Here is a 21239-nt window from a genome sequence, read left to right on the forward strand (position 1 = left end):
ATTCGTTTTTTAGTAATAATTAAGTATTATCTACCATAATTAATTTATTTTGGAAAGATAATGGAAGTCAATATACCCTTAAAGCAAGTTATAGATAACTCATACACAATAACAATCGATCAATTACCACAGATCAACTTAGATACAAAAGTAGCGATAGTAACAAACCCTAAAGTTGCAGGATTGCACCTATCGTACTTACTTGCAAAAATCGATGCTAAAGAACTTTACATCATTACAGTTCCTGATGGGGAAGAATATAAAAATCAAGCAAGCATAGATATGATTTTAGAATCACTTTTCAACCATCGTTTTAACAGAAAGTCTATGTTAATTGCCTTTGGCGGTGGTGTTATTGGTGATATGGTTGGATACGCGGCAAGTATTTATCAAAGAGGGATCGATTTTATTCAAATTCCTACAACACTTCTTTCTCAGGTAGATGCAAGTGTCGGCGGGAAAACGGGTATGAATAACAAATACGGCAAAAATCTTATTGGTGCTTTCCATCAGCCTCGTGCAGTATATATTGATCCTCATTTCCTGTCAACGCTTCCAAATCGTGAATTTGGTGCAGGTGTAGCAGAGATCGTAAAAATGGCAGTAACTTTCAACAAAGAGTTCTTTGAATATCTTGAGAGTGCCGATCTAAAAGATCCAAAAGTATTGCAAGAAGCTATTAAACAAGCAGTTGAAACAAAAGCATCTGTTGTAGCACAAGATGAAAAAGAAAGAGGACTGCGTGCAGCATTGAATTATGGACATACATTTGGTCATGTAATCGAAAATGAAACGAAGTATAAAACGTATCTGCACGGAGAAGCAGTAGCTATCGGTATCATCATGGCAAACCAGCTTGCAGTTAAGCTGGGAATGATGAGTGAAGATGAAGCTTTTCGTGTTGCAAAGGTATTCAATAAATATGATTTACCGACAAGTTATGCAATCAAAGATGTACAGGCTTTTTATGAAGCATTTTTTTTAGATAAAAAAAGTTCAGATGCAAATATTATGTTTATCGTGCCTGAATCAATCGGCGGTGTGCAAATGTTAGATGATATTCCAAAAGAGACTGTAGTTTCAGTACTAGAACAATTTGGAGAACATTAATGAAAAAAAGTTTGCTGTTTTTCTTACTTTTATTTTTTCAAACATTGCTATTGGCTGTGGAAGATGCAAATCTTTCAATTCCTAATGATTTACAAGTACAAGAACAAATAAAAGAGTATGAAGATCAGCTTTTAGATATAAGTTCAGCAATATCAGATGAAAATGTTTGGATTAAAAGTTATGCAACATATTTAGCGGCTTTACGTGTTAAAGATGAACTTGATAAGATTAAAGAAAGAATTCAATGGCTCACGAAACATGGACGAAGTGCAAGAGAGATTGATGAGTTAAACGGTCTGATTGCAAAAGAGAGTATTTTAACAACGCAAATCGGTCAGCTAAAAGATGAACACTATACGCCGTTTTCAGAACTTATTACACCTCCGAAAATAGAAGAGAGCCCTGAAATTACCAATCCATTTGATATCTTTACAGGGATGTCTCTGATTAAAACACTTAATAATAATCTGGAAGATTATAAGAAGAAAAAGAAAAATCTTGCAGAACTGATAAGCGTTTTAAAGAAAGAGCTTGATATTCATAAAAAGCTTGCAGAGTTTGATAATGAAAAATATGCAGAAGAGTTAAAAGAACAACAATTGCAGGTTGCGCGTTTTGAACGTGCACTTGATACAATGAGTGCTACTTTAGAAGTGTATCAAAAAAGACTTGATATCGCAGCGGTAAATATAAATAAAGGGATTGAAACACAGGTTTATAGACTGATTAAAATCGGTATAGCTATTCTTGTAGTATTTTTTATCTTTTTAACGCTGAAACTTATTGTTAAAAAATATATTACGGATAATGAACGTTTTTATATGGCAAACAAGATCATCACCTTTACAAACTTTACGATCATTATCTTAATTATATTTTTTAACTATATTGAAAATGCTTCTTATCTAGTAACTATTTTAGGATTTGCATCTGCCGGTATCGCCATTGCAATGAAAGACTGGTTTATGAGTATCTTAGGCTGGTTGGTAATCGTAATAGGTGGTAGTATCCATGTCGGAGACAGAATTCGTGTGGATATGGACGGTATGCAGTATGTAGGAGATGTTTTAGATATCTCACTTCTTCGTATTACAATTTTAGAGGATGTTACTTTAACATCTGTTGTCCATAACAGAAGAGCAGGTCGTATCATTTTCATACCAAATAACTACGTATTTACTAAGATGATTGCAAACTATACGCACAATTCACTCAAAACTGTTTGGGATGGAATTAAGATCACTATTACTTTTGATTCAAATCATAAAAAAGCGATGTATTTAGTAAAAGAGATCACGAAAAAGTATTCAAAAGGGTATACGGATATTACGAGAAAACAGTTAAACAGATTACGCCAGCATTATAGTTTAAAAAATACAAATGTAGAACCGAGAATATATTCATTTATCGAAGATAACGGTTTAAATATTGAAGCGTGGTATTTGACAAATGCATATGCTACATTGACTTTAAGAAGTGTGATCTCTACAGAGATTATAGATGCGTTTAATGATGAAGATGACATCACCATAGCATACCCAACACAAAAACTTCATGTAGATATGAAAAGTTCAAAACCTTCTGCAATGCCAGAAAATGAGTTGGTGTAAATGAAAAAAGTTTATTTTAAAACATTTGGATGCCGTACAAATCTTTACGATTCTCAAGTAATGATGAGTGCTTTAAAAGAGTATGAGATTACGGAGAATGAAGCTGAAGCAGATATGATTGTAATCAACTCTTGTACGGTAACAAATGGTGCTGATACTCATGTGCGTTCTTATATTTCACAAATAGAAAAAAGCGGCAGCGGTGCGAAGTTATTCCTTACCGGATGTGGAGCACATACAAAAGGGGAGTCTCTTTTAAAAGAGAATCGCATTCACGGAGTATTTGGACAGAGTGAAAAACAAAAGATAGATTTTCTTTTGAACCAAGAACAGCCTTTTTACGAAAAAGGTGATTTAAATCATGTTGATGATGCGGTTGTAGGTGAATTTATCGGTAAAAGTAGGGCGTTTATCAAGATCCAGGAGGGGTGTAATTTTCGTTGTTCTTACTGTATTATCCCTTATGTACGCGGTGATGCAAGAAGTATGGATGAAGAGCGCATTGTTGAACAGGTATCGAAATTAGCACTTAATGGTTTTGGTGAGTTTATCTTAACAGGAACAAACGTCGGCTCATACGGTCAAGATACAAAAACATCGCTGGCAAAACTAATGAAGCGTATGAGTATGATCCGTGGAGTTCGCCGTATTCGTTTAGGAAGTGTCGAACCGATTCAGATTACTGATGAGTTCAAAGAGGTTTTAGATGAACCTTGGCTAGAGAAACATCTTCATATTGCTCTGCAGCATACATCTCCAAAAATGTTGAAAATTATGAACAGACGTAATGTATACAAGCAAGACAGGGAACTGTTTGAGATGTTAGCAGACAAAGGTTTTGCAATTGGAACTGATTTTATTACAGGACATCCTGGAGAGAGTGAAGAGCTTTGGAAAGAAGCAATGGAGAATGCGCGTAATCTTCCTTTGACTCACTTGCATGCTTTCACTTACTCTAAACGTGACGGTACGCCTTCAGCTACAATGAAACCTGAAGTAAATGGTAAAATAGCAAAAGAGAGACTTCATGAGTTGGAAGCCTTAGTTGCGCAGAAAAATTATGATTTTAGAAAAAACTTTTCTGGGGAATTGGAAGTTTTGGTAGAATCTTTTAAAGATGGTCATTTTCATGGACTAGACCAGCATTTTAACAAAATAATTATTGATTCGGATGAAGATTTATTAGGAAACTGGATTACTCTCAATGATTACGAGATAAAAGAGGAGTTTAATTATGCTAAATTCTAAAAAAAATCGTATAGCGCTTATCGGTTCTGCTTTTTTTATCATTATTTTAGTGCTTTTTGCTATTCTGCGTGATAATGCAGACAGTATTACTCTGGCTCAAGCTAGTGCAATGTTACATGACAGAGATGTAAAAAAAGTTGTAGCAACAGAAGAATATGTATATTTAAAAACAGATAACGGTTATTTTAAAATAGCATCTTCTCAAGTAACACCGCAGATGTTTACAGACTATAAAGTGGAAGTTGGCGGTGACTCAAACATACTTGTATATATCCTTCTTTTAGTACTTTTCTTAGGATTGGGATCTATATTATTACGGTTTTTGCAAAAACGTGATGGATTACAAATAACGAAAAACGGAATTAGCAGAGACGTCTCGACTAAACCTGAAATTTCAGCACCTATAGAGGCAATAAAAACAGATGTCAGTTTTGATGATATCGGCGGAATAAGTGACGTTAAACTTGAAATAGAAGAGATTATAGACTTTATGAAAAATCCAAAACGTTATAAAAGTTTTGGAGCTCGTCTGCCACGCGGTGTTTTACTTGTAGGACCTCCGGGAGTCGGGAAGACTATGATTGCAAAAGCGGTTGCAAATGCTGCTGGTGTACCGTTTTATTATCAAAGTGGTGCTTCATTTGTACAGATCTATGTCGGTATGGGTGCAAAGCGTGTCCATGAGCTTTTTGCTACAGCTAAGAAAAATGCACCGAGTATCATATTTATTGATGAAATTGATGCTGTCGGTAAAAAACGTGACGGACAAAGAAATGATGAACGTGAAGCAACGCTCAATCAACTCCTTACAGAAATGGACGGTTTTGAAGCTTCAAGCAGCGTAATAGTGATTGCAGCTACAAATAACATTGGTGTTCTTGATCCGGCATTGCTTCGTGCAGGACGTTTTGATCGTAGAATCTTTGTGGAATTACCTACAAAAAAAGAGCGTGCATCTATCTTGGAAAAATACTTGGCAAAAGTACCACATGAAGTGGATTTAAAACAAGTTGCCGATATGACTGTAGGGTTTAATGGTGCTGCTTTGGCTGCACTTGTAAACGAAGCAGCACTCTTAGCACTGCGTCAAAATGAGTTTCAAGTAACATTGGAACATTTTTATCAGGTAAAAGACAAAGTGATGTTTGGCAAGAAAAAACTTCAAATGCTTAACGATAAACAAAAATCTTATTTAGTGACTTACCAAGCTGGAAAAGCATTTGTTGCGACTTATTTTGATCTTCCATTTGAGAAACTTATGCTCTCAAACGAAAAGCTTTTACCTGTGAGCAATGAAGCATTTCTACAACAAGATTTAGAAGCGCAGGTAAAGATGCATTTAGCTGGAGCTGTGACGTGTGATCTAAAATATCAACAACACTCTAGTTCTGCAAAACAAGATCTTGATGAAGCAAAAGAGATTGTACAAAGAATGTGTCAAGAGTATGGTATGAGTTCTTCGATCTTAGCAGCAGAAGAGGAACAAAAAGTTGTACTTGACAAGCTCTATCAAGAGACACAAACACTATTAGAGTCCTCTTTAGATGTTATTGAGAAACTCGAAGCAGTTCTGTATGAAAAAGAAAGCATCACTAAAAAAGAAATTCTAAAGTATTTAGGATAGGCATGGCTCAGTTCTTTAGCGGTTTTTCTTTAAAGGATGAAGCATACCTGTTTCAACCATATATAAAAAATAGTGAATATGCTGTCTGTGGATTTAGTTACGGTGCCATAAAAGCTTTTGAAGCTGTACAACAGTCTCTTAAAGAGTCAAAAAGGGTAGATACCCTGCAACTCTTTTCACCTGCTTTTTTTCAAACAAAAGATGAGAAATTTAAGCGTTTGCAGTTGATGTCGTACAAAAAAAATAAAGAAGTATATCTGCAAAACTTTTTAGATTCTTGTTTTGCTCCGTATGAGAAAAAAATAGTCAAAACAAATGATACAGATACAATAGACGATTTACAAACACTATTAGAGTATGAATGGGATTTAGAATCTTTGCAGAAAATAGTTGATGCAGGTGTAGTGATAGAAGTATATCTCGGTTTTGAAGATAAAATTATAGACCCGCACGGTGCATACCAGTTTTTTAGGCAAGTTGCGAATGTAACTTCGATCAAAAGAGCAAACCATTTTTTACAAATGAACTAAGAAAGGAAAACAATTATGAGTGAAATTAAAATAGGTGTAATTACAGCTAGTGACAGAGCGAGTAAAGGGATTTATGAAGATATCTCTGGTGTGGCGATTCAAGACACTATGAAAGATTATTTAAAAAGCGAGTTTGAAATTGTTTACAGATGTATTCCTGATGAACAAGATCATATTGAAGCGACAATGAAAGAGCTATGTGATGAAGCGGGGTGCTGTTTAGTTGTAACAACTGGCGGGACTGGTCCAGCACCGCGTGACGTTACACCAGAAGCTACTGAAAATGTTTGTGACAAGATGATGCCCGGTTTTGGTGAATTGATGCGTCAAGTAAGTCTTCAGTATGTTCCAACAGCTATTTTATCTCGACAAACTGCTGGAATTAGAGGGAAATCTCTTATTATTAACCTACCTGGAAAACCAAAGTCAATTCGTGAGTGTTTAGATGCAGTTTTCCCTGCAGTGCCTTATTGTATAGACTTGATCGAAGGTCCGTACATCGAAACAAATGAAGATGTAATCAAAGCATTCAGACCAAAGGCAAAGTAAAATGATACTCGCAAAATCCAAATATGCAGAGGACGCTTTAAATGTAGTTACAGAATTGCAAACTTACTTTGCAAGCCAACTAAGTGGAGTAAGTAAAAAGTTTGGTGAAAATAAACCTTTTGAGAAAGTGGAGTGGTTACGCGATAATGGAAATCATGGTGGTGGAAGCCGTTATGAAGCACGTGATAAAAGTATTTTTAACAGAGGTTCTGTAAATGTTTCTCAAGTACATTACGATGATGATGAAACAAAAAAATTAAGCTCTGCAACTGCTATCTCTACTATTATCCATCCGAAAAACCCAAGAGTACCGTCGATGCATATGCATATTTCCCTGACAGAGATGAGAGATGGAAAGATGTACTGGAGATTGATGGCTGATCTCAACCCTTCAATTGCTAATGAAGATGATAAAGAAGCTTTTGAAGCAATGCTATATAAGGCAAGCGGACCATTTTATGAAGAGGGAAGTGCACAAGGGGATCGCTATTTTCATATCCCCGTTTTAAAAAGAACTCGTGGAGTGAGCCATTTTTATTTAGAAAACTTCAGTAGCGGTGATTTTGTAATTGACAGGACTTTTGCACTTAGTTTTGGTAAAGCAGTAATCGATCAGTATATTTCTATCATCTCTGCGGCAATTGAAAATAATCCAGAGATTAATGAAGCAGATCAAAAAGAACAGTTGGCTTATCATACAACGTATCTTTTCCAAGTTTTAACACTTGATCGCGGAACTACATCGGGACTTTTAGTACATGACCAAAACGATGTTGGTATTATGGGCTCTATCCCATCACATATAGATGTTGAATTGCTTAAAAGTTGGATAGAATTGATGCCTCAACCACAAGACAAACTTTTAGAAAGTATTATAGAAGCTTTAGGCGAGGGTGTAGTTAATGTTGAAGAGAGTGTAAAAAAAAGATTGGCAAATGCAGTCAGAACTCACTACAAAACATATCCTGAAGCTATCTCTATGCAGGCTTCAGGTGCGATTGTACCGCCGACAGTACAAAATCACCAGTAAAAACTCCTATTTGGAGTTTATCTCCTCTTTCAGCGACTGCTTAAGTAGTTTATAAGTAGAACGATTAAAGATATACTCTTTGGCATTAAAGAGTGTATCAAACATGATTTTCCAAAGCAGCGAAAAATTCTCTTCCGTTTTTACATCGCAAAGCTCTTTTTGCATCTGTTGTTCAAGTTTTGCTAGTTTTTGTGCATGTGAGAGATATTCTTTGAGTATGTTATAACTGACTCCAACTTCTAAAAAATGCTCAACTAGTGTTATGATAGTAGCATCTTTTTTTGTAAAGATATTCTCATGTATAGGGAGTATGATCTCATCGTTTAAAAGCTCTTCTAATAGCTCTACATTGATATCGAAATGTTCTATGAACTCATCTTTTTTATATTGTTCAAAACCGCTTTCACCGCTAAGTGTATTCATAAGAGGGGCGAGCATGGCATAAGAGCCTGAAAAAGAATCGTTTTTCTTCTCTAAAGCGAGTTTGATCTCCTCAATAGAGCTTCCCATACTTTCTTGCATATACTTTATATATTTGATTAATTCTATATGCTCATCACTGTATTTATGTACATTCGCTTTAATTTTTTTTGCTTCAGGAAGTAAACCCTCTTTGATGTAGTAGAGAATAGTTGATTTTGGAACATTCGTTTTTGTCACTACCTCTGAGATCTTATATTCCATACACTGCCTTTAAATAAAAGTTAAGAATTATAGCATATAATTTTATCGTTAAGTGTTACTTTACGCTTTTTATTTTTATGGAGGAATGAATGCCTAGATATATACCGTGGTGGGTAGGTGGGATAATGATGAGTATATTATTTATCTTCACTTTTTCGGAATGGGGTGCAGACCGTCCTATAGGTGCATCTACAGGAATGGCCTATCTATCGACAATTTTATTTGGTTTAGATGAGTCAAAATATGAATATGTAGAACAGATTAAAACAGTAGGTTCTTGGGAAGCAGTAATGCTTATAGGCGTATTTATCGGTGGACTATTTACATCTTTAGTACTTACAAAAAGTTTTAGAATCAGTTGCATCCCAACATTATGGAAAGAGAGAAAAAACACCTCTGTAAAATCAAGAATGTTCTGGAGTTTTATTGGTGGTTTTCTTTTAGTGTTTGGAGCAAGACTAGCAGGTGGATGTAATGCAGGTCATGTACTTTCAGGCGGATCACAAATGGCTGTGAGCGGTTTTGTATTTACAATAGTAGCTCTTGGAACGGGAATGTTGTTTGGCAGGTTCTTTTACAAGAAAAAGGTTAAAAAAGATGTTTGAATTAGTACAAAATCAAGAACACGGCTCTATAGCTTTAGTATTGTTCATAGGCTTTTTATTTGGACTTATCATAATGTATTCAAGACTGGATAAATTTGAAAAAATGGCAGGGTTTTTACTTTTTGAAGACACTTTAGCTATACGTATGGCGATGACGACTGTAGGAATATCAAGTATAGGTTTTTATATACTCGTAGCAAACGGTTATGCAACATTTAGCCCGAAAACTGCAATCATAGGCGGTTTGATTTTAGGCGGAGTAATCTTTGGTATAGGTTTGGTAATGCTTGGCAAATGTCCATCGGCATTTTTCGTATCTGTATCAGAGGGTAGAATAGATGCTTTTGTAGGAGTTATAGGCGGTATGATAGGCGGACTGATTTTTACATACAGTTTTCCATTTATAAAAAGTATATTGGGTCCGGATTATGGACAAATTAGATTACCTGATTTTGCGATCGAGTATGGTGGTATAATAACAATAGGTTTTGGAATTATCATGCTTATTGGAGCATATATGTTGCCGACGCTTAATTATGTAGATAAAGCTGAAGAAGAAAAAATTAATACAAGGAAATAAAATGGCATATATAGATTTACCGGAATTTGAAGAGATGAGTACGGACATTCAGGAAAAAGCACGTCCGATTTTAGAAAAAACAGGCAGTTTAGGTGAGATTTTTAAACTTTTGGCTATTGATGAAAAGATATATTTTGCGACGGATAATATGGTGCAGTCTTTCTTATTGGATGAGACATATCTCAGTTATGACATAAAAGAAGCTATCGCATTACTAATCTCTAAAGAAAATAGCTGTAAAATGTGTGTCGGAGTTCATAAGAACATAGCTAAAATGTTAGGACTTAGTGAAGAGAAAATAGAAGCTATTTTAAACGGCATCGATGCTATGCAGGTAGAAGAGAAAGAGAAAGAACTTCTTCGTTTTTGTATAAGAGCTTCGCAAAAAGATAATTATAAAATTATGCAAGAGGATCATCAACACCTATATCAACTAGGTTGGAGTAAGCACGAGATTCTTGAGGCAGTTGCGATAGTAGGGTATTTTAATTATATCAATACAATGTCAAACGTTTTTGGATTAGGGGAGTAAATATGGTAAAAAATTTCTTTGTTGTTTTGTTGTTAGTTTTTTCATTTAGTTTAAATGCTCAAGAGAATACGGTTAAAGACACTAAAAATAAACTAGAATGGGAAGATAGTAATGAAGCACTTGTAGAAATTTGGAAACTTGCAAACGGTTACTGCAAGCAGCTTCAGCTTGCAGGACACAGAGATTGGAGACTACCTACTAAAGATGAGCTAATAAGCTTGTCAAAGAATACTGCACTTAAAAAGAAGTTTCACAATTTCACTGAAAATGTCTTTTGGAGCAAAGATTCCGATCCAAAAGATGAGTATAATATATTTACTATATTTAGCGGCAACGGTTTTGTTTCAGCAAGCGATACGTGTGAAGAGTATGCTACTATGTGTGTACGGGATCTTCATTGAAAAAGCTTTGCTTCTTTCCCTTTTTTATAAAATAAAGACAGATATATCCCTAAGGCGATCAAAGCAGCGCCGAGCAGATGATAATTTTCCAAGGTTTCTTTTAAAAATATGGAAGCTAAAATGATGCCAAATACAGGCATCAGGTGAGTAAACTGTGCCGTCTTTGATGCACCAATCTGATCGATCCCGTAATGCCATAGATAGTACGATGTTATCGATGCAAAAACAGATACATACAAAAAGACTAAATAGTTGTTTTGTAAGACCTCTAACTCTTTTTGAACTGAATACCCCTCAGATAGATAAAATGGCAATAAGAAGATCAGACCTATAGTCACTATAGTGGCAAAGTATTCAAAATCATTTAAATCTTTTGGCTTGAACTTTACCAAAACAGAGTATAAAGCCCAAGAGACTGCAGATATAACAATAAGAATATCACCTCTGTTAAACTCCAAAACAAATATGTTTGCAATGTCGGCTTTGAGCATTAAAAACACTACCCCTACAGTTGATAAGAGTATTCCCGTAGTTTGATGGAAGTTTATCTTTTGTTGTAAGATGAAATAGGACAATACAAGTACTAAGATTGGTACGGTTGAGTTGATAATCAATGCATTTGTAGAAGTTGTATCTGTTAAGCCTATGTATAACAGGGTATTAAAAGTTGTAATTCCAAGTATTGCCAAGACAGTTAAAATTATAAAATTTTGTTTGAAAGCACGTACTATGTTTTTATATCTGCTTATTAAGATAGGCGAGATTATTAAAAAGACGAAAAACCATCTAAAAAATGCCAGTTCTAACGGAGTTATGTCATCTTTGATAAATCTCCCGAGTACAAAGTTTATAGACCAAAACAGTACACATAAAGTTATCAAAAAGTAAGTTTTGATTTGTTTTTCCTTTTATCGTTTAAGTATTTTATTATTGTGATTGTATCTTTTTCAATCTTATGAATTTATAGGTTTCATGAGATACAAGGACGAGTATAGGAAAGGGTATAAGGATCCATAAATCGGAAAGCGGTATATACGCCGTATTAAAGATTTTTTGTATTGCCTCAACATTGAGCATTGCCCAAATCCAAATGAAAACTGCAACATTAGAAAATAGCAGCATTTTGTTTGAAGTCAAACTCATATTCCAAATATTAAAATCCCAACTTCTCATAGTCCAAACATTTGCCAATTGGCTTGTTACAGCTCCAAGAAGAGTCATGGTCATTGCCTGGGCATGAAACACAGGATCATTTAAATGAATTTCTCCATATTGCCAACCGTGAGCAAGTAAAAATGTAATAAATGCAAACATAGCAGCACTTGCTTCGATGATACCTACAAAAAAGTAACCACGTTTAAATACTTCCCAATCGAGTATTTTTTCATTTTTCCCAACGGGTGGTCGTTTCATAATATTTTTTTCCGGCTTTTCACTTCCTAGAGCTAGTCCCGGAAGCATATCTGAACCGAGATCGATAGAGAGAATTTGTATAACCGATAATGGATTTGGAATTTTTAGAAAAAAGGAAAGAATATATGGGACAATCTCCGGAACATTTGAGGAGAGGATATAAGTGACAAATTTTTTAATATTAAAGTATACAGTTCGTCCCTCTTCAATAGCTGCTACTATAGAGTTGAAGTTGTCATCAAGTAAAACCATATCGCTTGCTTCTTTGGCAACATCGGTACCACTTCCCATAGCTATACCGATATCGGCTCTTTTAAGCACCGGCGCATCGTTGACTCCGTCACCCGTCATGGCAACCACTTCACCGTTTGCCTGAAGAGCGTCTGCTACTTTTAGTTTCTGATTACTAGCCATTCTTGCAAAAATATATGTTTTTTCCATAAGAATTTTTTGAAGCTCTTCATTGCTGAGTGCTGCTGCATCATCTCCGCTGATAACTCCGTCAAAACGTAAACCTATCTGTTTGGCAATAGCTGCAGCGGTATTTGGATTGTCTCCTGTAATCATAATTGTTCGAATTCCTGCACTATAGCATGTCTCAAGTGCTTCTTTTACTTCAGGACGAGCAACATCCATAATAGCACTTAAACCTAAAAGGGTTAAATTTTCTTCATTGTTTTGATCGTTAATGGCAATGGCTAAAACTCTGTAAGCTTTGTTTTCCAGTTTCTCTAAAGCTTGTTCCATTGTATTTTGAGCATTTTGATCAAAGGGTTTGACTCCATCGCTGTCTCTGTAGTAGGAACATTTTTCAAAAATAATCTCCGCAGCCCCCTTAACAAAAAGAAGCTCTTTAGAGTCCACTTGACCAAAAGTGGACATCATTTTTCGTTCGCTTGTAAAAGGTTTTTCGGCTATTTTATGAAACCTGTATTCGAGATTATATTTGTGTGCCGCTACTACAAGTGCAAGTTCCGTCGGATCACCGATAGGCTGATTTTCTTCTATCGTAGCACGTGAGTTAAACCAGCAGGCTTCTAGAAAACCTTTTAAAAGCTCTTTGGAGTTGTCTTTTTCGTTTATGATTGTAAAATCCCCTTGGGTAGCATAACCGCTGCCGCTGATAGAGATCTCTTCACCGCTTGTTAGATAGATCTCTTGTAAAGTCATCTCGTTTTTTGTTAAAGTCCCTGTTTTATCTGTACAGATAGTCGTAACGCTACCGAGTGTTTGTACAGAAGCTAGATTTTTTATAAGAGCGTTGCGTCTTGCCATACGCTGTGAAGCTAAAGAGAGAGAAAGTGTGATAGTCGGTAAAAGTCCTTCTGGAACGTTTGCAACGATTAAAGAGAGGGCAAAGATAGCTGCTATTAAAATCCCTTTATCTGAAAATATTCCGAGAATAAAAAATATGACTCCAGCAAACAAGGCTAAGGCTGTTAAGATTTTAGTCATATTGATTACCTCTTTTTCAAGAGGTGTAAGACCTTTTTCAATAGTTCCGGTCATAGTTGCAATCTTGCCAAATTCGGTTGCCATGGCTGTAGAAATCACTACCGCTTCACCGCTTCCGCTGACAACGCTTGTACCTGCAAAAACCATATTTTTTGCTTCAATCGCACGGTTTGCATTTGTATTTGGGTGGAGTTCTCTTTTTGAAGGTTTTGACTCTCCGTTGAGTGAAGATGTATTTATATAGAGTTCAGCAGCTTCAAGAAGTACCGCATCGGCCGCAATCTTGTCACCTTCTTCCAAAATTATAATATCTCCGGGTACTATTTCACTTGCATCGATCTCCTGTAATGTACCTTCTCGTCTGACTTTTATAATTGTGGGCATAAGTTTGAGTAGGGCTTCCATCGCCTTATCGGCTTTAAAGTTTTGCCAAAAGGTAAAAGTGGCATTAATAAAGACTGCACCAAATATTGCAAAGCCTAAAATATTGTTTCCCTCATGAGGCTGATAATGGTGTGCAATAAAAGCGAGTATGCCTGCAATCTCAAGTAAAATAGGGAAAAACTCTATATATTGTTTAAAATATTCATAAATATAATTTTTCTCTTTAGTCGTTTTTATATGATTTTTTCCAAATTCGTTAAGTCTTTTTGAAACCTCAGAACTGTTAAGTCCTTCTCTTTGTGTTCTGAACTGATGCAGAAGCGTTTCATGTGAGAGTTTAAAAGGTAACATCGGCTACTCTTCGTAAGGGATAAAGTAGACGGTATTTATAAGAGGGTTTTCAAACAAGGTATCTATTGGGTGGGAGAAGAAAAAACTTGAACTTGTATGTGCTCCCACAATTGCCAAATCAAATTTATTCCGGCCAATATGGGAACGAACCATTTTTCCTTCTCCGTAAGCAAAATCGTGTTTGAGGGAGAATTTGAAGTTAAGCATATTAGCAAGTCTAAAATAGTGTCTCAGATGAAATATTATCTCTTTTAAGCGTGTTGTTTCTGTCTTCTCAAAAAAACTTGATTTGTATATTTTATCTATGGAATAGATCTCTGCTTTTGCATTGTATCCCAAGACGAATGTAGAAAACAGAGTAAATTTTTTTACTGAGAGTTTTGAACTTCTGATCGGTAATACCACATTTTCTACACGATTGGCATAGCCTGTATTTAACACCTTTACAATTGCAAAATCTACTTTTAGTTTTTTATGTATGAGTATTTGTACAAAGGAGGGATCAAAGAGTGAATGTTTGTATCGTGTAGAGCAAAATATCATATCTATATCTTTTTGTTCTATAAAGGTTGTAAGCTCATTTAGTGTATCAAAGATCGTAAAGCTAGATTCTACATCTTTCTCTTGTGCTAAAGCAAATAGATCATCGGCACTTTTTTGTACTTCTTCAAGAGAGTCTTTCCCTTTCACATGAAGAATATAAAGAGGGAGATTTAATTGTTTTGCATAGTGCAGGGCATATATAGAGGAGGTTTGAGAACTTAATGAACCGTTTATAAGAGTAATGACGTGCATAGATATATCCCTTTAAAAAGCATATCTGTCTATTGTACACAAATTTTAGATAATTTGCGTTGTGTGTTTTAATTAGATGATATGTTTTTAATTTCGGATGCGTAGTGTTCGAGGTAACGTTTAAGTTGAGAAATATTTGAGCCGTAGGGTCATATATTTCTCTCCAATGATTTGTTATCAAAATTAATTTGAATATAGTTCTATAGAATCAAGATTGTTTGATTCAATTTTTACAAAAATTTTGTCTGTTAATAATAAAATACTTCTATATTTTTCTATTTTATCTATAAATTGTTTAGCTATATTTTTTGCTTTAGTAAAATCATTCTTTACTTTTAACATTTCACCATCAAATGATTCTAAATCCTCTAATAATGGTAAGTATATTGATTGCACACTATATGGAGATAAAAAAGGTAAATTTTGGACAACTAATAATTTTAATTCTTCAACACTTATAGATAACTTTTTAAATTCTTGTTCTACTTGATACATTTTATCTTTAAAATTATCATCGTCATCTTGTATATTCAAAAAGACATATAATGCTATGTTGAAATGGTATGTAACAACGTTTGCAGATTTATATGTTTCTATTTGATAGTCAGAATATTTAAGTGCTAATGCTTGCTCATATGCAATGTCTTTTTTTTTACTATCTATTAAATATAAAGATACAAAACCTATTAATATTAAAGTAAAAAATAAAGCCACTTTATCATAAATTATTTTTTTTAAATCACTTAATTCATATTCTTTCACTATACTTCCTTATATTTTAAATTCAGCTCTACTGATAACGTTTGAAATGAGCAATCAAAAAGCCGCTCGCGGGTTTTTGATTGGTCTCCTGTGATTTGTTAGGCTTTTGCCTATTGGCAAGCATCTGCCTGCCGTGCTCCGTAAGTTGCTTGATCCACGGTGTATTTGTCTCCGTAACTCGATGAAAGTTGTTCAATGAGGCCCTTGCACGAAAAACCTTGCATGCTAAGATATTGCTTAGCAGATCTAACTGCGTTTTTCTGAGGCCCAGTTAAACTTTCAGCCCAAGTAGGTACGGCAGCGAACAAAGTAGCAACCAATGCTATTATGAAAAGATTCATTGTGTTTTCTCCTTGTGTAAAGTGTAAGACTAACGTTTATCTTGAGAAATAAGTCGCCGCTAGGCTACTTATTTCTCTCCTAGTATTTGTTATAAGTCTTTACTGCATTTACTACATTTATGACTATTCATGTTTGTATAAATTGTAAAACATACAATTAGTAAAATAAATCCACAAAATACTTCATATACCGTCAAAAATTGAGGGAACCAATGAGAAGGAGATATATCTCCATAGCCTAAGGTAGTTATTGTTACTCCACTAAAATATATACTAGATTCTATATTGTTTGGTGAATTACAGTCTTTCCAAAATTCCATTGGTAATAAGAAGTAAATGATTGCAAAGTTAATAATTAGTTCAAGATAGCTTTTTAAAGACAAGGTTATTCTATCTGAAATAGAAAGGCTAGTATTATTTATACTATTATTTAATTTATCAAAAGCATCATTTAGAAAAGCAATGAATATTTCATTATTCCTTGACATTAAAAAATAGCCCCAAAGGATTAGCAATATTAGTCCAACATCATTGATTAAAACGTCTCTTGTTATATTAAACATAGCTAATAAAGTGGCACTAATTAATGCAATTCCTAAATATATGGAATTTAGAGTTTTTATAGTGTTCGTTTTATCAAATATACTTTTTAGTCCAACTGCTAGTGCTAGTGTCGGTGATAAAATATATTTTACTAATTTCATAATACTCCTATGTTCTTATAACGTTTAAAATGAGCTGATGAATTGCCCGCAGGGTAATTTATTAGCTCCTCTGATTTGTTATACATTAGTTATTTTCTAATCTATGACTTGCCTTTACTTCATATAAAAGTAATCCAATAAATAATAAATATACTAAATAATTAGCAATATGATTTACTATTTTTTGTTGAGAAATTTGTTTATTGTAAATAATTAGTAATTTTTCATACTTTTTATTTAAAGATATAATCTCTTCCCCATAGCTTCTTATAGGTTCAAGAAGGTAATCTGGTTTTTTTAAACCAAATTTTGAATTATATTTAATTTTACCAATTAGTATTACTAATGGTATTTCTGCCATTACAGAATCTACTAATTTTTTTGTCTTATCCTTTTCATTTGATAATTGGTTGATTTTATTATTAGACTGAACAGATTGTTGTTTAATTGTTACTCGTAAATCATTGATTTCTTTATTTTGTTTTTCTATTTTATCCCTAATTAAAATTAGCTGTTTGATACTCTTATTAATTTCTTTAATTAGTATTGAATCATTTTTAGATATATCATCTATATTTAAATTTTCTAATATAAATACAATGTCATCCATTATAAATTGAGCATTTCTATTAAGTTCTAATATCATTCTTGACAATTGTTGCATTTGAGCAATATATTCATTGTACATATTTAAATATTCTATGGTATTAATATTGTTTTTTGTTTTAAAGTCTTTAGAGTGAATTTTTAATTTTTGTAATAAGTTTTGTTCTTTCATTTTATCTAAATATAAATATATTTCATTTCTAAAATATGCCTGTTGGAACCAATACTGAGAAACTTTACTATTCTGTTTGTCAGAAACTGGAAATAATGTTGCATTTATAAAATAAAGTAAAAATCCGCTACTTAATAATATAAGTAAAAATTTAAATTTAATATTCATTGCTTGATGCCTTATGTATAACGTTTAAAATGAGCCAATGAATTGCCCGCAGGGTAATTTATTAGCTCCAATGATTTGTTATGTTCTACTCGTACCAATCTTTAACTTTCCAAAATAATAGCCGACTACAACCAAAGCAATGTTACTAAGAACATTTGGTATTTCCATGCCTAGCAATGGCAGCAAACAAATTGTAGCTACTATAAAAACAGCTAAAAATGCAGGTAAGTTTTCAGTAATATTGGCAAGGTTCAATTTTTCAGGTGGTGCTATCCATCGGACAATTCCTGCAAGAATGAGAAGTACCAAAATAGGAGAGAGAACAGAAATGGCTTTATTTGCTATTGGAAGTAAAGCTCTCCAAACTTCCATCATAGTGCTTTGAATAGTTGATGCTGCTGATGGAGAAATTTCATCAATTGCACCTGATATGATTAACAAGTACCCAAATGCAAGAACGACGATTACTATTACTGGTATTAAAACTATAGTTCCAACAATGCCAACAATACGATGTAAAACATCGTAAATATTTTTTTCGACTTCCTTCGGTTGTTCTTCAGGCATATTTTTCCTTTTTTACATAACATTTAAAATGAGCAATCAAAAAGCTGCCCCGAGTTTTTGATTGGTCTCCTTTGGTTTGTTAAATTTCTCAATCTGGTGAAAATATTCTATGTATTATTTTTTCATTTTTCAGAATCTTTTTGGAAAATTCTTCTGAAAGAATGGATGGTTTAAATAAAACTGTAACTAGAATGCGGTCTTTGGTAGTTACATTAGATGAGATACCTGATGGCGTATTTTCATTAATTGATTTTGGAGCTAAAACAATATTAATCATTGACGTATATGGAATAGTTTGGTCATGAATAGTTAACTTGGATAAATATTTCATGATCGGAAGTCTTAAATCAACGTGAGCTAAAGCATTAGGAAGTAGCATTGCATCAAATGGAATTGAAATAGATATAGAGGGAAGAGGTCTCATTACCGCATTAGGTTCATCCAATGGATAGGTAAAAGGTGTGATTCCAATCACTTCCATATGTAGTGCATCAATAGGAACTTTTCCAATATTTTTAATTGTTAGAACATTTTTCAAATCTTCTTGCAAAGTATTGGTATTAGTAAAATCAAACTTTTTATTTTCTGTAATTATTTCAATTGCAGGGAGTTCTTTAACTAAACCCAATGAAATCTCATTTGATTGACGAGAAATTTTCAAAGCCTCTTCTGCCAAGCGATTACTGTTTTCAGCATTTTTTGTAGAAATATAAATTGTGAATAGACTCACAATAATACTAATTACAGCTAGCAAGAGTGTCAATTTTTCATTTTCTGTCATTAGTTTCCTTTTAGATTTAACTATTTATTAGTAGTGCATTATATACAAGTTAGCTATAAAACTACTTAATATCGTATTATTTAAAGTGTAATACTATTAAGTTATGTTAAACATTCCAACTAAGGGGTTATAATATAAAAAGATGACAAATTGCAATATTTTATAACATATTTTAAAGATTTTTGTATCGTTTTTTATGTATAACTATTAACGTATATCTGTAATATCTTATCAAAATGTCAAGATATCAAGCAAAAATCGTAATAGTTTAGCAAAATGACAAATATATCAGGAGTAGATTATGGCAAAAAAATTACTTGATATTATGAGAGACAAAATACGATTTAAACATTACAGTATAAAAACAGAACAAAGTTATATAGGCTGGGCTAAGAGGTGAAATTAGGTAGTAGCACTATAGAATTATAGTGCTATTTTAATTCCGACAGGGCAGTGATCTGAACCTTCGATGTAGTCAAGTATAAACGCGTCTTCCAGGTTTTCTGCCAAATCTTCAGAGATAAAAAAGTAATCAATTCTCCATCCAACATTTTTGAGTCTTGCATTGGCACGATACGACCACCAGCTGTATCTGTCTAATTCATCACCGTGAACATATCTGAAAGTATCTATATAGCCATGTTCTAAAAGTTTGTCGATCCAGGCACGCTCGATTGGCAGGAATCCTGATGTTTTAGAATTTGCCTTTGGATTTTTAAGGTCTATTTCACGGTGTGCGGTATTAACATCTCCGCAGATAATAATACTTTTACCTTCTTCTCTTAAACCCTCACAATGTTCTAGAAATCTGTCGTAGAACTCCATTTTATAGTTTAGTCTGTCTTCATCTTTTTGACCGTTAGGAAAGTAGACATTAAAAAGCACTATGTCATCAAAGTGTGTTTCAACAATACGTCCTTCATTTAAAAGGTCAATATGGTTCGCTGTTGATGTAAGGGTAGTTGATAAAGAAGTGTACGTTGCCGTACCGCTATAACCTTTTTTCTCGGCTGGGTTGACATATCTTTCAAGGTAATTCTTTTCAAACATATTCTCAGGGATCTGATCTTCTAGTGCTTTGATTTCCTGAAAACATACTATATCTGGATCTCTTTCATCTACCCATTTGAGGGCTTCTTTGTTTGCAACTGCACGGATACCGTTAACATTCCATGAAATTATTTCGATTGAATCTGACATTTTTTGCCTTTTGTAAAGTTATATAAAATGAGTTTTATTCAGAAGAATTATATTGAAAGAAAGCATCAAAGGTGCGCGAGCCTTCTGCTGAAGAAAACGCAGAGTTATCGCAGCTAAAGAAATTACTTTCTTTAGCGTACTAAATAGTGTCTTATACGAAGTCTACTTTAGCAACGTGGTGTTTTAAACCAAGCTCAGCTGGTGTACAACCAAGAGCAAGACCTAACATTTGTTGCATATGAAGTACAGGAAGTTGTACTTCACGACCGATTGCTTCAGAAGCATGGTGCGTTTGAGTATCTAGTTTTAAGTGACATAATGGACATGGAGTTACCATCCAGTCAGCATCACCGTCCATAGCACCTGCAATTGCATTACCAGTTAAAATAGCTGCAGTTTTTGGAGCTTGAAGCTCAACGTGGAAACCACAACATTTGTTTTTCTCTTCGTAATCAACATTTTGACCACCACATGCGATGATTAAGTCATCTAATGAAGTAGGGCGGTATGCTGATTCTGGAGTTTTGTGAGTTTCATTTTGAAGCTCTGATGGACGAATATTGTGACATCCATAAAAAGGTGCAATGTTAAATTGGCTAAGTGGTGTAACAACCATCTCTTTAATTTTATCTAGACCAAAGTCATCAATGATAGCATATAAGAAGTGAGTGATTTGTGAAGTACCTTTGTACTCTAAACCAACTTCAGCAAGCTTTTCATTTACTTTAGCTTTTAATTCAGAATTATTGTCTAGTTTATGTTTTGTCATAGCTGTATTTAATTGACACGTATTACAGATAGTAACCATTGTAAGACCGTGTTTTTCAGCATATGCAATATTTCTAGCATTTAAAACTAGAGATAAAAATTCATCATAATCTTGTAAGTGTGAAGCTCCACAACAAGAAGCTTCTGTTAATTCAACTAGCTCAATACCAAGTTTATCAGCAACAGCTAAAGTTGACATCATTTGCTCTGGTGTACTTTGTTTAGCAGTACAACCAGTAAAAAGTGCATATCTTAATTTTTCCATATTA

General features: G+C 33.9%; 22 protein-coding genes. 11 read left to right on the forward strand and 11 right to left on the reverse strand.

Translation table 11 applies throughout. The features are described 5' to 3' along the window. Positions 1-60 precede the first annotated feature (60 nt). The 7 genes from aroB to P6N22_RS01910 are packed head-to-tail and all read left to right on the forward strand — an operon-like array spanning position 61 to position 7701. Positions 61-1110 carry a 3-dehydroquinate synthase gene (aroB, locus tag P6N22_RS01880; protein ID WP_280329651.1) on the forward strand — a complete coding sequence of 350 codons (1050 nt, stop codon included), beginning with the start codon at positions 61-63 and terminating at the stop codon, positions 1108-1110. Further along, a complete protein-coding gene (locus P6N22_RS01885; protein WP_280329653.1) occupies positions 1110-2720 on the forward strand; it encodes a mechanosensitive ion channel domain-containing protein in 1611 nt (536 codons plus the stop codon). The genes aroB and P6N22_RS01885 overlap by 1 nt, the downstream gene beginning before the upstream one ends. Next, positions 2721-3968 carry a tRNA (N(6)-L-threonylcarbamoyladenosine(37)-C(2))-methylthiotransferase MtaB gene (mtaB, locus tag P6N22_RS01890; protein WP_280329655.1) on the forward strand — a complete coding sequence of 416 codons (1248 nt, stop codon included), beginning with the start codon at positions 2721-2723 and terminating at the stop codon, positions 3966-3968. Then, positions 3955-5592: an AAA family ATPase gene (locus P6N22_RS01895; protein WP_280329657.1), complete on the forward strand. Its 1638-nt coding sequence runs from the start codon at positions 3955-3957 to the stop codon at positions 5590-5592. Before mtaB ends, P6N22_RS01895 begins: the two co-directional genes overlap by 14 nt. Positions 5593-5594: 2 nt before the next feature. Then, a complete protein-coding gene (bioV, locus tag P6N22_RS01900) occupies positions 5595-6122 on the forward strand; it encodes a pimelyl-ACP methyl ester esterase BioV (protein WP_280329659.1) in 528 nt (175 codons plus the stop codon). Positions 6123-6137: 15 nt separating this feature from the next. Further along, a complete protein-coding gene (mog, locus tag P6N22_RS01905; protein WP_280329661.1) occupies positions 6138-6671 on the forward strand; it encodes a molybdopterin adenylyltransferase in 534 nt (177 codons plus the stop codon). Between the two features lies 1 nt (position 6672). Then, on the forward strand, positions 6673-7701 hold the full coding sequence (locus tag P6N22_RS01910; protein ID WP_280329663.1) for a coproporphyrinogen III oxidase: 1029 nt from the start codon (positions 6673-6675) through the stop codon (positions 7699-7701). 6 nt (positions 7702-7707) lie between these two features. Here P6N22_RS01910 and P6N22_RS01915 read toward each other — a convergent pair whose 3' ends face one another. Continuing rightward, entirely contained in the window at positions 7708-8385 is a 678-nt protein-coding gene (locus P6N22_RS01915; RefSeq protein ID WP_280329665.1) for a MerR family transcriptional regulator, read from the reverse strand. Positions 8386-8474: 89 nt separating this feature from the next. Between P6N22_RS01915 and P6N22_RS01920 the strand changes: the two genes are divergently transcribed. The 4 genes from P6N22_RS01920 to P6N22_RS01935 are packed head-to-tail and all read left to right on the forward strand — an operon-like array spanning position 8475 to position 10503. Continuing rightward, a complete protein-coding gene (locus tag P6N22_RS01920) occupies positions 8475-8990 on the forward strand; it encodes a YeeE/YedE thiosulfate transporter family protein (RefSeq protein ID WP_280329667.1) in 516 nt (171 codons plus the stop codon). Beyond that, the gene (locus P6N22_RS01925; RefSeq protein WP_280329668.1) at positions 8983-9570 is read left to right on the forward strand and encodes a YeeE/YedE thiosulfate transporter family protein; all 588 of its coding nucleotides are present in this window, start codon (positions 8983-8985) and stop codon (positions 9568-9570) included. Before P6N22_RS01920 ends, P6N22_RS01925 begins: the two co-directional genes overlap by 8 nt. 1 nt (position 9571) lies before the next feature. After that, on the forward strand, positions 9572-10102 hold the full coding sequence (locus tag P6N22_RS01930; protein ID WP_280329670.1) for a carboxymuconolactone decarboxylase family protein: 531 nt from the start codon (positions 9572-9574) through the stop codon (positions 10100-10102). A 2-nt stretch (positions 10103-10104) separates the two neighbouring features. Next, a complete protein-coding gene (locus tag P6N22_RS01935; RefSeq protein ID WP_280329672.1) occupies positions 10105-10503 on the forward strand; it encodes a DUF1566 domain-containing protein in 399 nt (132 codons plus the stop codon). Here the strand turns inward: P6N22_RS01935 and P6N22_RS01940 are convergent. The 10 genes from P6N22_RS01940 to P6N22_RS01985 all read right to left on the reverse strand — a co-directional run bounded on the left by P6N22_RS01940 (position 10497) and on the right by P6N22_RS01985 (position 21235). Further along, the gene (locus tag P6N22_RS01940) at positions 10497-11384 is read right to left on the reverse strand and encodes a DMT family transporter (protein WP_280329673.1); all 888 of its coding nucleotides are present in this window, start codon (positions 11382-11384) and stop codon (positions 10497-10499) included. The two genes, P6N22_RS01935 and P6N22_RS01940, sit on opposite strands and share 7 nt — an antisense overlap. Before the next feature lie 46 nt (positions 11385-11430). Continuing rightward, a complete protein-coding gene (locus P6N22_RS01945) occupies positions 11431-14106 on the reverse strand; it encodes a cation-transporting P-type ATPase (RefSeq protein ID WP_280329675.1) in 2676 nt (891 codons plus the stop codon). Between the two features lie 3 nt (positions 14107-14109). After that, positions 14110-14901 carry a hypothetical protein gene (locus P6N22_RS01950; protein WP_280329677.1) on the reverse strand — a complete coding sequence of 264 codons (792 nt, stop codon included), beginning with the start codon at positions 14899-14901 and terminating at the stop codon, positions 14110-14112. A gap of 183 nt (positions 14902-15084) precedes the next feature. Further along, complete coding sequence (locus tag P6N22_RS01955) at positions 15085-15663, reverse strand: hypothetical protein (RefSeq protein WP_280329679.1); 579 nt, start codon at positions 15661-15663, stop codon at positions 15085-15087. 430 nt (positions 15664-16093) lie between these two features. After that, positions 16094-16708: a potassium channel family protein gene (locus P6N22_RS01960; protein ID WP_280329681.1), complete on the reverse strand. Its 615-nt coding sequence runs from the start codon at positions 16706-16708 to the stop codon at positions 16094-16096. Between the two features lie 85 nt (positions 16709-16793). After that, positions 16794-17654, reverse strand: coding sequence for a hypothetical protein (locus P6N22_RS01965; RefSeq protein WP_280329682.1), 861 nt, complete (start codon positions 17652-17654; stop codon positions 16794-16796). A 78-nt stretch (positions 17655-17732) separates the two neighbouring features. Next, positions 17733-18221, reverse strand: coding sequence for a hypothetical protein (locus P6N22_RS01970; RefSeq protein WP_280329684.1), 489 nt, complete (start codon positions 18219-18221; stop codon positions 17733-17735). Positions 18222-18309: 88 nt separating this feature from the next. Then, positions 18310-19002 (reverse strand): hypothetical protein, encoded by a 693-nt coding sequence (locus tag P6N22_RS01975; RefSeq protein WP_280329686.1) that lies wholly within the window; start codon positions 19000-19002, stop codon positions 18310-18312. Positions 19003-19425: 423 nt separating this feature from the next. After that, entirely contained in the window at positions 19426-20202 is a 777-nt protein-coding gene (locus P6N22_RS01980; RefSeq protein WP_280329687.1) for an exodeoxyribonuclease III, read from the reverse strand. A 151-nt stretch (positions 20203-20353) separates the two neighbouring features. Further along, positions 20354-21235 carry a CoB--CoM heterodisulfide reductase iron-sulfur subunit B family protein gene (locus tag P6N22_RS01985; RefSeq protein ID WP_280329689.1) on the reverse strand — a complete coding sequence of 294 codons (882 nt, stop codon included), beginning with the start codon at positions 21233-21235 and terminating at the stop codon, positions 20354-20356. Positions 21236-21239: the final 4 nt, after the last annotated feature.

The organism is Sulfurimonas sp. C5 (assembly GCF_029872055.1).
Taxonomy (GTDB): domain Bacteria; phylum Campylobacterota; class Campylobacteria; order Campylobacterales; family Sulfurimonadaceae; genus Sulfurimonas.